Raw genomic sequence first — 13875 nt, 5'->3', positions numbered from 1 at the left:
TAAAAGAATACGTTTAAAGAGAGAATTAATGATTTAATTATTATAAATTTGAAAATAAATTATTAATTCCATAATTAAAGGTTAATTTTACCGTTCAAAATTATCAAATGCTGAAATACATTACTCTTTTACAAAAAAGTCTAAAAAAATCTTTCGATAACATCAGAAACGAACAGCTGAAACACAATTTGCTTCAGGCAATTCCGTTCTGGATTGGTTCCGTTATTACAGGTTTTTTTGCGGTGATGTATGCTAAGATTTTTGCGTGGGGAGAAAAGCTTTTAGAAGTTATTCTTCATTGGAATGATTGGATGATTTTCATTATTGCTCCGATAGGATTTGTGCTTTCCTGGTGGCTCGTAAAAGAATTTGCACCCAATGCAAAAGGCAGCGGAATTCCGCAGGTAATGGCTGCTGTTGAGCTTGCCAACCCAAAAGAACATTCCAAAATAAGAAGCCTTTTAAGTTTAAAGATCATTGTTTTCAAAATTATTTCATCAGTGGTTTTGGTAATTGGCGGTGGCGCTGTAGGTCGTGAAGGACCAACTATTCAGATTTCAGGATCTATTTTCAGAAAAGTGAATGAATATCTTCCCGAATGGTGGGCGAAGATTTCAAAGAAAAACATGATCATGACCGGAGCCGCAGCCGGACTTGCTGCAGCTTTCAACACTCCTCTGGGCGGAATTGTATTTGCGGTCGAAGAGCTTTCAAAAACACATATCAATTATTTTAAAACAGCACTTTTTACGGCGGTAATTATTGCCGGTTTGACGGCTCAGACTTTGGCGGGATCCTATTTGTATTTAGGCTACCCGAAAACGAATGATGTTTCTCTGATGGTCATGTTTCCTATCATTCTTGTTGCAGGAATTGCGGGTATTTTTGCCAGCCAGCTTTCAGTTATTATGTTGAAAATCAGCGATTGGAAAAAAAGAAATCTTCATACCAATCAGTCAAATGTGATCTTTTTAGTTTCTTGTGCTTTACTTATTGCCTGTATTTCCTTTTTTATAAGCAGAGAAGTTTTAGGCTCCGGAAAAGAAATAATGGAACGCGTACTTTTTACAGATAACAAACATGAAGACTGGTATGTTCCTATTTTAAGAATGCTGGGTCCTGCCCTTTCTTTCACATCAGGAGGAGCAGGCGGAATTTTTGCCCCCGCTCTTACAGCCGGAGCAAGTATAGGTTCGGTAATTTCAGGAATAATTGAATTGACACCTAATGAAACCAACGTTGTGATTTTGGCAGGAATGGTTGCATTTCTTACCGGCATTACACGAGCGCCGTTTACTTCCGCCATCATTGTTTTGGAAATGACCGACAGGCATTCTTTGATTTTTCACCTGATGCTTGCGGGAATGATCTCTTCTATTCTTTCTCTTTTGGTAAGCAGACATTCATTATATGATGTTTTGAAAGTTAATTTCCTGCATGAGGCCAGAAATAGTAAAGATTAAAAATTAGCAGCAGACAATTCTAGTTTAAACCTTAATTAAATCATATTTAATTTCTAAATATAAGGCTGAGTTATTGCGTATAATAAATAAAATCTCTATTTTTGCACCTCGAAATAATTAACAAATTCATTTAACATTATGAACAATTACGAAACTGTTTTCATTTTAACTCCCGTTCTATCTGATGCTCAGGTGGAGGAAGCAGTGAACAAGTATGTAGATCTTTTGAAAGAAAAGAACTGTGAAATTGTCACTAGAGAAAATTGGGGATTAAAAAAACTAGCTTATCCTATTCAACTTAAAAAGAATGGATTCTACACTTTAATCGAGTTTAAAGGTGAAGGAAATGTAGTTGCTGATTTAGAATTGGCATTCAAACGTGACGAAAGAGTAATTCGTTACCTTACTACAAAACTAGACAAGCATGCTGTAGAGTACGCTGTAACTAGAAGAACTAAACTTAAAGCTTCAAGAGCTTAATTAACTAACCCAAAATTTAAAAAAGACAAGACATGGCAATAGATGATATGGCTAAACAAGCCTCAGCCGGAGGTGAATCTGAAGTAAAATTCCTTACTCCACTTGATATCAACACAAAAACTGATAAAAAGTACTGTAGATTCAAAAAATTCGGAATCAAGCACGTTGATTACAAAGATGCTGATTTCTTATTACAGTTTGTAAACGAACAAGGTAAAATTTTACCAAGAAGATACACTGGTACTTCTTTAAAATATCAAAGAAAAGTTTCTGCTGCAATCAAAAGAGCAAGACACCTTGCAATGATGCCTTACGTAGCTGACTTATTAAAATAAGACAAAATAGATAAAAGAAGGAAGCTCGCTTGCTTCTTTTGTTGCTGAATAAATAATTTTAATTCTAACTTGATTTTAGATTTCAGATAACAGATTTCAGATAACAGACACCGTCTATCATCTAACTTCTAATTTCTAACATCTAATCTCTAAAAAAGGACAACAACAATGGAAATTATCCTAAAAAAAGACGTAGAAAACTTAGGTCTTGAATTCGATACAGTAAATGTAAAGCCTGGTTACGCAAGAAACTTCTTGTTACCTCAAGGTATCGCTCTTTTGGCTACACCAAAAAACAAAGCGACTCTTGAAGCTACTTTGGAAGCTAGAAAAGAAGAAGAAGCTAAATTGGTCGCTGCTGCAAACGCTAAAGTTGAGCAATTGAAGAAAACTTCTATCACGATTCCTACAAAAGTAGGTTCTGGTGACAAATTATTCGGATCTATCAACAATGCAGATCTTTCTGCAGCTCTTGCTAAAGCAGGTGTTGAAATTGAAAAGAAATATATCAAAATCCCAGGAAACACAATCAAGAGAACTGGTAAAGTAACTGCAGTTGTGAGACTTCACAGAAATGTAGAATACAACTTCGAATTTGATGTAGTATCTGATGCTCCACCAGTAGTTGCAGCTCCTAAACCAGCTCCAAAAGCTAAAGTAGAAGAAGAAACTCCTTCTGAAGAAGCTTAAGACTTAGAGATTTTCTAAAAAATATAGAAACCACTTCAAATGAAGTGGTTTTTTTGTTGTTTGGCACATTTTTTAGCTTCATTAATTACTTAAATACTCCTAAAATGAATTATCAAGATATACTTTCTTCTCAAAGAGAATTCTTCAAAACTCAAAAAACCAAGAATATAAAATTCAGGAAAATATATCTCGAAAAACTGAAAGCATTGGTTGTTGAAAATGAAAATCTTTTATACGACGCTATACAAAAAGATTTCGGAAAGTCTAAATTTGAAACTTATGTTACAGAAATCTCATTTGTATTAAAAGATATTGATTATTATTTAAAAAATTTAAATTCGCTTTCCAAGCCGAAAAAGGTCAAAACAAATTTATCCAATCAGATTGCGACCAGCAAAATCCATTCTGAGCCGCTTGGTTGCACGTTAGTCATCGGAGCATGGAATTATCCTTACCAACTTTCTTTATCACCTTTAATAGCCTCAATTGCCGCCGGAAACTGTTGCGTTCTAAAACCAAGTGAAATTGCCGAAAACACGATGAAAGCAATGGCAAAATTGATTAATGAAAACTTCCCGTCAGAATATATTCATGTTTTTGAAGGTGGAATTGACGAAACTACAGAAATTTTAAAGCTAAAATTTGATAAAATATTCTTTACAGGAAGCACAAAGGTTGGTAAAATCGTATACAAAGCCGCCGCAGAGCATTTGACTCCCGTAACATTAGAATTAGGTGGAAAATCGCCAGTAATCGTCACAAAAGAAGCAAATATAGAAGTTGCTGCCAAGAGAATTGTCTGGGGCAAATTTTTAAATGCCGGACAAACTTGCGTTGCGCCCGATTATATTCTCGTTGAAGAATCTGTAAAAGAGCAGCTTTTAGAGTTACTCAGAAAATACATTGCCGAATTCAAATACGAGCCGGATTCCGAACAATATACAAGAATTATTAATCATAAAAATTTTCAGAGATTAATTCAGTTTATTGATCGTGAAAAAATATATTTTGGAGGAAGTTATGATGAAGAAAAACTTTTTATTGAACCAACAATCATGAAAAATATCGGCTGGGAAGATCCTGTAATGAAGGAAGAGATTTTCGGACCTATTTTGCCGGTAATTTCTTTTAACAATCTACGTCACGCGATGAATGAAGTTCTGAAACACGAAAAACCTTTATCAGCTTATATTTTCACCAATAATGATGAAGAAAAAGAACTGTTTATTCAAAATCTGTCTTTCGGCGGCGGTTGTATCAATGATGTTGTAATGCATTTGGGAAATGACAATTTGCCTTTTGGCGGAGTCGGAAACTCCGGTATGGGAAATTATCACGGGAAATTTGGCTTTGAAACTTTTTCGCATCAGAAAGCAATTCTTGATAAAGCAACATGGGGCGAACCGAACATCAAATATCCTCCCTATTCTGAAAATAAAATAAAGTGGATCAAGAAAATTTTATAATAATTTGAAATTTATTTTACTTTATATCTATTTTAATTAAAAAAAAACACTAATTTAGTAATTGTAATACAAAATATTATCTTATGAAAAATCTAAAAAAATTATCAAGAGAAAAATTAAGAACAATTTCAGGGGGAAAATCTTGTGCAGTATCTTGTTCGGACGGTTCTATGGCTTATGTTAGTTCATGTACATCATGTATTACTAGCTATTCAGATGGAGCTGCATGTTATAATTCAAATGATCAAAGTTTACATGTACAAGATTGTTAGATTACAAACAAGAAATCCTTTCAATTGAAAGGATTTTTTATTATTTAGTAGGCTCCCACTTCTGAAAAAATTTTTTTACTTTTTCAAAATTGTAGCCTTTATCTTCTTCAAGCACATCACTTTGTTGAATATGTAATTTATTTCCCTCCTTATCTAAAATAATAAAAAATGGATAGAATTGTTGTTCTTTTAAATCAATATATTTAGCAAAAGTTTCTTCATTTTTATTATCCGGCGAATAATTAAGATGGTAATAAAGATAATTTTTATCTACCAATTCTTTCAATTCGGGATTTGTCTGCACATATTGATTAAAACGAAGACACCAGATACACCAATTTCCTCCCGCCTGAATCATGATATTTTTATTTTCCTTTTTCGCTTTTGCTAATAAACTTTCGATATCTTTTCGGGCATCAGCTTTTGGGTCGTAAGGCTTGGGCATTTTTGCTTTTTCTTCAGCCGCAGCTTTCTTTTTAGCTTCCTGTTCAGCGTTATCTGATTTCACTATTAAAGATTGATCTTTTCTTGTTTTTACTTCTTTGTCTTCAACTTTTTGAGCAAAAGCAAGAGATCCTAAAGAAAGTAAAGACAATAGCGCTATATTTTTTGATACCTTTTTCATACTTTAAAAATAAAAAATTAATACTAATTATTAGCAAAAATGAAACCATAATTTTTTTATCACTAAATTTGTAAACTTTATGAATTTTCTGATAAAAATACTTTACCTGATTTCTAAAATGCCGCTTAAAATATTGTATGTTTTTTCGGACATTATTTTCTTCATCAATCATAATTTTGTTGGCTACAGAAAAAAAATAATAACCCAGAATATCAAAAAGTCATTTCCTGAAAAAAACGAAAAAGAAATCGAAGAAATCAGGAAGAAATTTTATTTAAATTTTTCTGATTATTTAGTAGAAACGGTAAAGTCATTCAGTATTTCGGAAACTGAAGCCAGAGTGAGAATGCAGCATATCAATCAGCAACTTTTTCATGACGCACAAAAGGAAGGTAAAAATATTATTTTATTGGCCGGACACGTCTTCAATTGGGAATGGATCAATGCTTTGGCAAAAATTGTTCCCCAAAAACATTGCCATCCGGTGTACCGAAAAGTGAATAGCGATTTTTGGGAAAATCAAATGAAAAAAGTTCGAAACAGATTCGGGAATGAAGCTTTGGAAGCCAATGAAGTGATTCTTAATATTTTCAGAAATAAAAATGATGGCGAATCGATTTACATGTTTGTAGCCGACCAGACTCCGCACTCTTCTCATGTCAATTACGGAATAGAATTTCTTAATCAAAGAACTCCTGTGTTTATAGGTTATGACAAGCTTGCTACAAGAATGGATCTTGCTTTTATCTATTGTGAAATGAAGAAGGTAAAAAGAGGTTTTTATCAGGTAAATTATCATCGGATTTATCCAGACGGAGAGAAATTTGTAAATAATGAAGTGGTGAAAAAGTTTCATCAACTGCTTGAAAATACGATTCACAAAAACCCTGATAATTATCTTTGGTCACACCGAAAGTGGAAATATCAGGATTCTATCAAATCATTTGATTCCGAAAAAAAATATTCATAATGTCTGGAAAACTAGCAATTGTTATACTCAACTGGAATGGCAAAAACTGGCTTGAAAAATTTCTTCCAAGTGTCATTAAATTTTCCCAAGAAGCTGAAATTTATGTTATTGATAATTTTTCTGATGATGATTCTGTTGATTTCGTGCAATCTGAATTTCCTTCGGTTAAAATTGTAAAAAACAATAAAAATTATGGCTTTGCTGGCGGCTATAATGAAGGTCTAAAGAAAATTGATGCAGAATATTTTTGTCTACTAAACTCTGATGTAGAAGTTACGGAAAACTGGATCGAGCCTGTTTTAAATTTATTTGAAAAAGATTCTCAAATTGCAGCAATTCAGCCAAAAATATTATCATTTAATAATAAAAATTTCTTCGAATTTGCAGGTGCTGCAGGCGGATTAATCGACAATCTGGGTTATCCTTATTGCAGAGGAAGAATTTTTGACAATCTGGAAGAAGATAAAGGCCAGTACAATGACGAAACAGAGATTTTTTGGGCTTCCGGATGTTGTTTATTTATCCGTTCTCAAGATTTTTGGAATCAAAATGGCTTTGACGAAAGGTTTTTCGCACATCAGGAAGAGATTGACTTATGCTGGAGGTTGAAGAATTCCGGGAGAAAAATATTTTACACAGGAAAATCTAAAATTTATCATGTTGGCGGCGGAACTTTAAATAAACAAAGCGCTCAGAAAACGTATCTGAATATCAGAAACAATCTTTCAATGATGCTGAAAAATTTGCCTTTCCCAAAACTGATTTGGCTGATTTTTTTGAGATTATGCCTTGACGGGATTGCTTCATTTTATTTTGCTTACAAAAACGGATTTTCACATCTTTTGGCGGTTGCAAAAGCTCATTTTGGGTTTTATGGCCAAGCTTTAGAAACCTGGAAACTCAGGCAAAAACATCAAATTGAAAACTATTATCAAACCAAATGGTTGATTTTTAAACATTTTTTAGGAAGATAATAATTACTCGAATTTGTTTAAATTTAACAAAAACTAATTTTACACTATTTAAATGGATTTTTGCGCAATAGATTTTGAAACAGCTACTCACGAGAGAAATTCTGCGTGTGAGCTAGGAATTTGTGTGGTTGAAAATTCGCAAATAGTTAAAACCAAAACCTGGTTGATAAAACCTCCGAGTTTTCCGTATTTTAACCAAAGAAATATTGATGTTCACGGGATTTTACCACATGATGTGAAAGATTCACCTACATTTGACGATATTTGGTATGAAGTGCAGGATATGATGTACGGAAGTCTGATGATTGCTCACAATGCGAGTTTCGATGCCGGAGTTTTAAGAAGCTGCCTGGATTATTACGGAATGTTCAAGCCAAGTATTAATTATTTGTGCAGTATTCAGGTTGCCAAAAAGTCGTGGAATTATCTTCCGAGATATGGTTTAAAACATCTTGCAGAGTATCATCAGATACAATTTAAGCATCACAGAGCGGGTGATGATGCTGAAGCCTGCGCAAGAATATCTTTACTGGCTTTTGAAAAATTGTTCATCAGCAGAAATGAAGAAATTCATGAGAACTTTCAAACAAAGCTTAAAAAACTTTAATTTAAAATTTCTTAGTTACTGAAAATTTCAGAAAGAAGGTCAAATTTAGGAATATCAATCTCAAAATTTTCTTTTGTTTCTTCGTTTCTTACAAGATACTTTCCGCTCATATTTCCTACACCGGAGCGAAGCATTACGTTTGAAAAATAGGTAAAATTGTCGTGTGGCTCCACTTCGGGAGTCAAGCCGATCACCCCATCTCCCACTACTTCGGTAAATCCAAATCCGACATCAAAAATAAGCCATTTTCTTTTTAAAATTTTAATAGGAAAATCTTCTTCATTTTCTATTACAATATTATACTTAAAAACAAAACGGTTTTCTGAAGGATAACTGTTTTTAACGTCATATTCGGGAACTACCGAAACCTTAATATTAGAAGTCATTTTAGAAAACATTCTTACTAGCTTTTTTTATTTCATACAAAAATCTCGCCTTTTTGGAAGGCGAGATTATATTTTGATTTATATTTTGAATAAATTATAATTCCAGCCCTCTCCTTTCGTCTCCGCCTAATAAGAATTCAACAGGATTATCAATACCTTCTTTTACTGCTACCAAGAATCCTACAGACTCTTTTCCGTCAATAATTCTGTGGTCATAAGACATCGCAACATACATCATCGGACGAATTACCACTTGTCCGTCAACCGCAACAGGTCTTTGGATAATATTATGCATTCCCAAGATTGCAGATTGAGGCGGGTTGATAATCGGTGTAGACAACATCGATCCGAATGTACCACCGTTTGTAATGGTGAAAGTACCGCCGGTCATTTCATCAACCGTGATTTTTCCGTCTCTTACTTTAGTTGCCAAATCTTTGATATTTGCTTCGATACCTTTAAAAGACATATTTTCAGCATTTCTCAATACAGGAACCATTAATCCTTTAGGACCAGAAACTGCAATTGAAATATCGCAGAAATCATAATTAATTTTAAAATCTCCGTCGATTGATGCATTTACATCAGGATACATTTGTAATGCTCTTGTCACCGCTTTTGTAAAGAAAGACATGAACCCAAGTCCAACTCCGTGTTTTTGAGCAAATTCTTCTTTATATTGCTTTCTCAGTCTAAAGATTTCAGACATATCAACTTCATTGAAAGTCGTTAACATTGCTGTTTCATTTTTCACAGAAACCAATCTCTGAGCGATCTTTCTTCTAAGAACTGAAAGTTTAGTTGTATTTGTAGATCTTGATCCTGTAGCAGATAATGAGCTTCCTCCCATTGCAGGAACAGCAGCTAATTCGGCGTCAGACTTAGAAATTCTTCCGTCTCTTCCTGATCCTGAAACCTGAGAAGCATCAATACCTTTTTCGTCAAGAATCTTTTTAGCAGCAGGAGATGGAGTTCCGGTTGCGTAAGTTTGCGTTGTTGCCGCTGGCTGAGCAGCTGCTTTTGGAGCTTCCTGTTTAGCCGGTTCAGCTGCTTTCGGAGCCTCTTCCTTTTTTGGAGCTTCAGCAGCAGGAGCAGCCGCACCTTCCGGTTTAGCAGCATCCATATCAATTAAACAAACTACCTGGCCCACTTGTACAACATCACCTTCTTCAGCCTTTAAAGTAATAATTCCACTTTCTTCGGCAGGCAATTCAAGAGTTGCTTTATCTGAATCTACTTCAGCGATAGGCTGATCTTTTTCTACGTAATCACCATCCTTTACAAGCCAAGTTGCAATTTCAACTTCTGTAATTGATTCGCCCGGTGAAGGAACTTTCATTTCTAAAATTGACATATTGAGTATTTTTTATTTTTATAATTGAATATTAACTTTTAGATTAGAAGAATAAAGAGGAAGATAAAAGACTTTTATTTTTTGTTTTTAGTATCTAATTTCTAACTTCTAACCATTATTTTTTTATTAAGCTGTTACAGGTCTTTTGGCAGGAGCATCGTCTCTGTCGAAAACTCTGTTGATCACTGCATTTTGGTTTTTCTCAAACATTTTGTGGCTTCCAGGAGCCGGAGCACCGCTTGGCACCGGAGAAATCACCTGAATTCCCGTATCTCTGAAGTTTCTTAAAATGTAAGACCAAGCTCCCATGTTTTCAGGTTCTTCCTGAGCCCAAACGATCTCTTTCTTATTTTCATATTTATTAAAGATCGCTTCGATTGCATCATTCTGTAGAGGATACAATTGCTCGAATCTTACCAAAGCCACATTTTCAGCATTTAATTCTTCTTTTTTAGCTAATAATTCGAAGTATAATTTACCTGAACAAAGAACTAATTTTTCTACTTTTTTAGGATCTGCATTCGCATCATCTAAAATCGGCTGGAAACTTCCTGTTGCAAAATCCTCCAATGGCGAAACTACTTTTGGATGTCTCAACAATGATTTTGGGCTCATCACAATTAGCGGTTTTCTGAAAGGCCATTTCAACTGTCTTCTCAACAAGTGGAAATAGTTGGCAGGTGAAGTGACATTTGCAACCACCATATTTTCGTTGGCGCAAAGTGTTAAGAATCTTTCCAATCTTGCAGAAGAGTGTTCTGCACCTTGTCCTTCCGAACCGTGAGGCAACAACATCACCAAACCGGCCTGAATTTTCCATTTTTCTTCTGCAGCAGCCAAATATTGGTCGATAATAATCTGAGCTCCATTCACAAAATCTCCGAATTGAGCTTCCCAAATCGTCAAAGTATTAGGAGAAGCCATCGCATAACCGTAATCAAAACCTAAAACTCCGTATTCCGAAAGGTGAGAATTGTAAATATCAAATCTATTTTCAGAAATATGTCTCAACGGGATATACTCTTCTTCTGTATCTTCAGTTTTTACCACGGCATGTCTGTGAGAGAAGGTTCCTCTTTCTACATCTTCACCGGAAATTCTTATATTGTGACCTTCAGTAAGCAAGGCAGCATAAGCCAGCAATTCTCCTAAAGCCCAATCCAATGAATTGGCGTCAATTGCTTTCAAACGGTTATCAAAAAGCCTTGTAATTTTATTGATAAACTTTTTATCAGCCGGAAGTGTCGTCATTTTTATGGCAAGTTCTTTCAGCTTTTCCAAGTCGTATTTTGTATCAACAGGAGTCTGCACCGCTCCTCTTTTAGCCATTGGATAATTTGTCCAGTCTTCAGACATAAATAAATCCATTGCGTTTTTCTCAATTTCTTTCGAAGCGTCAAAATTTTCATCTAAAAGCGCTTTGAATTCGGTTTCCATTGTTTTAAGAACATCATTGGAAATCACGCTGTCCTGAATCAGCTTATCTTTATAGATCTCTCTTGGATTCGGGTGCTTTGAGATTAATTTATATAAATTAGGTTGAGTAAATCTTGGCTCATCACCTTCATTGTGACCATATTTTCTGTATCCCAGTAAATCGATATACACATCTTTTCCAAACTTAGCTCTGAAATCGGCAGCAAAATGCATTGCATGTACCACGGCTTCTGCATCATCTGCATTCACGTGCATTACAGGAGATTCTGTTACTTTTGCGATGTCTGTACAATATGTAGAAGATCTTGCGTCTGTATAATTGGTTGTAAACGAAACCTGATTATTGACAACAATATGCACCGTTCCTCCGGTTTCATATCCTTCCAAAGTCATCATTTGAGCAACTTCGTAAGCAATTCCCTGTCCGGCAAGCGCGCCGTCACCATGAATGATGATTGGCAATATTTTTTTATAATCACCTTTGTATCTGTCATCTACTTTTGCGCGGCAGATACCTTCTACCAAAGCAGCAACAGTTTCCAAATGCGACGGATTCGGAGTCAGATTAATGGCAACTTCTTCTCCGGAAGCTGTTTCTATTTTTTTGGATGAACCTAAGTGATATTTAACATCACCTGAAAATACATCTTCTTCAAATTCTTTTCCTTCAAATTCTGAGAAAATCTGCTTGTAAGATTTCCCGAAAATATTAGATAAAACATTTAACCTTCCTCTGTGAGCCATTCCTAAAACAACCTCATCAACACCAAGTTGAGAAGATCTTGAAATAAGCTGATCCAAAGCAGGAATCAAAGTTTCGCCTCCTTCCAAAGAAAATCTCTTTTGACCTACAAATTTGGTATGCAGATAATTTTCAAACGCTACAGCCTGATTTAGTTTTAATAAAATATCCGTTTTTTCTTTTACAGAAAGACTTGGATGATTTTCATTTACCTGAAGCCACTGCTTGATAAAATCTTTTTCCTGAACATTGTTGATATGCATATATTCCACACCGATAGAATCACAATAGATGTTTTCCAGATGCGTAATAAGATCCTTCAATGTAGCCGGACCTTTCATGCCTGTTTCAACAGCGCAGTTGAATTTTATATTTAAATCTTCTTTTGTAAGACCAAAATTTTCGATATCCAAAGTAGGCGTGTAGTGTCTTCTTTCGCGGACAGGGTTTGTTTTTGTGAATAAATGGCCTCTCGTTCTGTAAGCTTCAATAAGATTTACAACCTTAAATTCCTTTTTGATATGCTCCGGAACTTCACCATTGGATGCCGCCTGCGAAATTTGCTGCACCGCAGGTGCAGAATTCACTGAATTTTGAACATACTGAATGCTATCGTCGTCGCTATAGTTTTCCAACGCAAAATCAAAGCCTTGAAAAAAGGCCTTCCATGATGGTTCTAAAGAGTCCGGGAATTTTAAATATTGTTGGTATAAATCCTCAATTAACTGAGAATGAGCTGCGTTTAGGAATGAAAATCTGTCCATTATTACAGTTTGTCTATTATTAAATTTTGTTTATCGAATTAATCCTCAAATTTAATAAAAAAAACCGACTTGGGACAGCCTCAGACTATTAAAAAAAATATAAAGAAAATATTTAACGAAATTTATTTATAAACCGATAAAGAAAGCTTCATATTGACCTGCTGATCCTGCATCGGAGGCTCGATAAAAGTCTGATAAATATCCCCGTAGCGCATTTCATCTTTCTTAGCTTTCTGCATCAGCTGCTGAATTGCTTTTATTCTTCCGGCGTAGGTCCCTTTGTAATAAATCACATAATTCTGCGTCGCATTTACAGACCTGAAATTAAAATTGTTATCCGTAATGCCTATTTTTTTTGATAAAGGAATTCCAAAGAAATACGAAACTTCTTTGTCCTTAAAATTATCTGCATCGGTGATAAGAATCGGGTAACCAAATTCGTCGTCTTTTTTACCAAGATCCATGCTTACAAAATTGTAGACTTTATTGTAATTCATCACAATATTTCTATAAAGAGCATCATTTTTATTAGAAGTGCTTACGTTGACTCCCAAAATCATTTTTGCTTCTTCGTTTTCTACCATCAAGCTGTCGTATTTTATGGAAGCCAGCTGATTGTCTTTTTCAACTTTATTTCCTAAAACATTTTTAAGATTTGCCATGCTTTTATCAATGTTTTCGGTAAATCTGTCTTCGGTCCAAAAATTCTGGGCTCTTGCTAAAACCGATAATTTCGGCGTATGTACAAACCAGATAATTTTTGTTTTTTCAGCAGAAACCGGCGTAAATTTAACATCAATTAAAGTCGCATTTTCATCTTCATCTTCAAACAGTTGATATCTTAGCGTTTTGTTTGGATTTTCATATCGAATGAACATTTCGCCTCCGTTTTCATTTGCCGGATCATTGTAGCTTATTGCACTTCCCTGCCCCTCGTACGGCGTGTAATAATCAATAATAATCGATTTTGAGCTTGAAAAAAAATTGTTCCAACGCGTAAAATTCTGAAGATTATTAAATTGATTAAAAACTTTATCCAAAGGATATTCTATTTCCTTTTCAACGGTGAAACTTTTACTTTCATCCACAAAATAATACATTGAAGCAGCATAAGCTCCTACAAGCAAAACAATAATTACGGCTATGATTTTGAAAAAACGCATCGCACAAAAGTAATACAAATAAAAAAAGTGACCAATATGTGATCACTCTAGTTTTTATTTTGTTAGATGATGGAAATATGGATGATGGAAGTTAATATTCAGATACTTAATTTTAGTACTTAAATTAAACTATGACTTTCAAAAACT

At 34.6% G+C, this 13875-nt stretch carries 14 protein-coding genes; 9 read left to right on the top strand and 5 right to left on the bottom strand.

Features of this window, described 5'->3' with window-relative positions; genetic code table 11:
* The first annotated feature begins 107 nt into the window (after positions 1 to 107).
* The 6 genes from AC6CHK_RS06055 (at position 108) to AC6CHK_RS06030 (ending at position 4706) form a co-directional block, all read left to right on the top strand.
* A complete protein-coding gene (locus AC6CHK_RS06055; protein ID WP_498094511.1) occupies positions 108 to 1463 on the top strand; it encodes a chloride channel protein in 1356 nt (451 codons plus the stop codon).
* Between the two features lie 138 nt (positions 1464 to 1601).
* The gene (rpsF, locus tag AC6CHK_RS06050) at positions 1602 to 1943 is read left to right on the top strand and encodes a 30S ribosomal protein S6 (protein ID WP_498094509.1); all 342 of its coding nucleotides are present in this window, start codon (positions 1602 to 1604) and stop codon (positions 1941 to 1943) included.
* 32 nt (positions 1944 to 1975) lie between these two features.
* Positions 1976 to 2278 carry a 30S ribosomal protein S18 gene (rpsR, locus tag AC6CHK_RS06045; RefSeq protein WP_498094507.1) on the top strand — a complete coding sequence of 101 codons (303 nt, stop codon included), beginning with the start codon at positions 1976 to 1978 and terminating at the stop codon, positions 2276 to 2278.
* A 168-nt stretch (positions 2279 to 2446) separates the two neighbouring features.
* Entirely contained in the window at positions 2447 to 2968 is a 522-nt protein-coding gene (gene rplI / locus AC6CHK_RS06040; RefSeq protein WP_498094505.1) for a 50S ribosomal protein L9, read from the top strand.
* A gap of 104 nt (positions 2969 to 3072) precedes the next feature.
* A complete protein-coding gene (locus AC6CHK_RS06035) occupies positions 3073 to 4434 on the top strand; it encodes an aldehyde dehydrogenase (RefSeq protein WP_498094503.1) in 1362 nt (453 codons plus the stop codon).
* Positions 4435 to 4517: 83 nt separating this feature from the next.
* Positions 4518 to 4706 (top strand): bacteriocin-like protein, encoded by a 189-nt coding sequence (locus AC6CHK_RS06030; RefSeq protein WP_498094501.1) that lies wholly within the window; start codon positions 4518 to 4520, stop codon positions 4704 to 4706.
* Positions 4707 to 4746: 40 nt separating this feature from the next.
* Here the strand turns inward: AC6CHK_RS06030 and AC6CHK_RS06025 are convergent, their stop codons facing one another.
* Positions 4747 to 5331, bottom strand: a complete 585-nt coding sequence (locus AC6CHK_RS06025) for a thioredoxin family protein (RefSeq protein WP_498094499.1) — start codon at positions 5329 to 5331, stop codon at positions 4747 to 4749.
* Between the two features lie 79 nt (positions 5332 to 5410).
* On the opposite strand from AC6CHK_RS06025, the gene AC6CHK_RS06020 reads away from it, so the two are divergent.
* From AC6CHK_RS06020 to AC6CHK_RS06010, 3 genes are read left to right on the top strand one after another with little or no spacing between them, the layout of a single operon-like run.
* Positions 5411 to 6301, top strand: coding sequence for a lysophospholipid acyltransferase family protein (locus AC6CHK_RS06020; protein WP_498094497.1), 891 nt, complete (start codon positions 5411 to 5413; stop codon positions 6299 to 6301).
* Positions 6301 to 7275 (top strand): glycosyltransferase family 2 protein, encoded by a 975-nt coding sequence (locus tag AC6CHK_RS06015; RefSeq protein ID WP_498094495.1) that lies wholly within the window; start codon positions 6301 to 6303, stop codon positions 7273 to 7275. The genes AC6CHK_RS06020 and AC6CHK_RS06015 overlap by 1 nt, the downstream gene beginning before the upstream one ends.
* Positions 7276 to 7327: 52 nt before the next feature.
* Positions 7328 to 7882, top strand: coding sequence for a 3'-5' exonuclease (locus AC6CHK_RS06010; protein ID WP_498094493.1), 555 nt, complete (start codon positions 7328 to 7330; stop codon positions 7880 to 7882).
* 11 nt (positions 7883 to 7893) lie between these two features.
* Here AC6CHK_RS06010 and apaG read toward each other — a convergent pair whose 3' ends face one another.
* From apaG to AC6CHK_RS05990, 4 genes are all read right to left on the bottom strand, one after another.
* Positions 7894 to 8268, bottom strand: a complete 375-nt coding sequence (gene apaG, locus AC6CHK_RS06005; RefSeq protein ID WP_498094491.1) for a Co2+/Mg2+ efflux facilitator ApaG/CorD — start codon at positions 8266 to 8268, stop codon at positions 7894 to 7896.
* A 94-nt stretch (positions 8269 to 8362) separates the two neighbouring features.
* Positions 8363 to 9622, bottom strand: coding sequence for a 2-oxoglutarate dehydrogenase complex dihydrolipoyllysine-residue succinyltransferase (odhB, locus tag AC6CHK_RS06000; RefSeq protein WP_498094489.1), 1260 nt, complete (start codon positions 9620 to 9622; stop codon positions 8363 to 8365).
* A 126-nt stretch (positions 9623 to 9748) separates the two neighbouring features.
* A complete protein-coding gene (locus AC6CHK_RS05995) occupies positions 9749 to 12565 on the bottom strand; it encodes a 2-oxoglutarate dehydrogenase E1 component (RefSeq protein WP_498094487.1) in 2817 nt (938 codons plus the stop codon).
* 122 nt (positions 12566 to 12687) lie between these two features.
* Positions 12688 to 13728: an SRPBCC family protein gene (locus AC6CHK_RS05990; protein ID WP_498094485.1), complete on the bottom strand. Its 1041-nt coding sequence runs from the start codon at positions 13726 to 13728 to the stop codon at positions 12688 to 12690.
* Between the last annotated feature and the right edge of the window lie 147 nt (positions 13729 to 13875).

Source organism: Chryseobacterium sp. GQ58, from assembly GCF_059758895.1.
The sequence above is the reverse complement of the archived record's forward strand: the minus strand, read 5'-3'. Positions and strand labels throughout refer to the sequence as shown.

Excerpts from the sequence above, each read along its gene's own strand:
- rpsF (WP_498094509.1), top strand. The coding sequence starts at position 1,602 with ATGAACAATTACGAAACTGTTTTCATTTTAACTCCCGTTCTATCTGAT.
- odhB (WP_498094489.1), bottom strand. The coding sequence starts at position 9,622 with ATGTCAATTTTAGAAATGAAAGTTCCTTCACCGGGCGAATCAATTACA.
- rplI (WP_498094505.1), top strand. The coding sequence starts at position 2,447 with ATGGAAATTATCCTAAAAAAAGACGTAGAAAACTTAGGTCTTGAATTC.
- AC6CHK_RS06010 (WP_498094493.1), top strand. The coding sequence starts at position 7,328 with ATGGATTTTTGCGCAATAGATTTTGAAACAGCTACTCACGAGAGAAAT.
- AC6CHK_RS06025 (WP_498094499.1), bottom strand. The coding sequence starts at position 5,331 with ATGAAAAAGGTATCAAAAAATATAGCGCTATTGTCTTTACTTTCTTTA.
- apaG (WP_498094491.1), bottom strand. The coding sequence starts at position 8,268 with ATGACTTCTAATATTAAGGTTTCGGTAGTTCCCGAATATGACGTTAAA.
- AC6CHK_RS05990 (WP_498094485.1), bottom strand. The coding sequence starts at position 13,728 with ATGCGTTTTTTCAAAATCATAGCCGTAATTATTGTTTTGCTTGTAGGA.
- AC6CHK_RS05995 (WP_498094487.1), bottom strand. The coding sequence starts at position 12,565 with ATGGACAGATTTTCATTCCTAAACGCAGCTCATTCTCAGTTAATTGAG.
- rpsR (WP_498094507.1), top strand. The coding sequence starts at position 1,976 with ATGGCAATAGATGATATGGCTAAACAAGCCTCAGCCGGAGGTGAATCT.
- AC6CHK_RS06015 (WP_498094495.1), top strand. The coding sequence starts at position 6,301 with ATGTCTGGAAAACTAGCAATTGTTATACTCAACTGGAATGGCAAAAAC.
- AC6CHK_RS06055 (WP_498094511.1), top strand. The coding sequence starts at position 108 with ATGCTGAAATACATTACTCTTTTACAAAAAAGTCTAAAAAAATCTTTC.
- AC6CHK_RS06030 (WP_498094501.1), top strand. The coding sequence starts at position 4,518 with ATGAAAAATCTAAAAAAATTATCAAGAGAAAAATTAAGAACAATTTCA.
- AC6CHK_RS06020 (WP_498094497.1), top strand. The coding sequence starts at position 5,411 with ATGAATTTTCTGATAAAAATACTTTACCTGATTTCTAAAATGCCGCTT.
- AC6CHK_RS06035 (WP_498094503.1), top strand. The coding sequence starts at position 3,073 with ATGAATTATCAAGATATACTTTCTTCTCAAAGAGAATTCTTCAAAACT.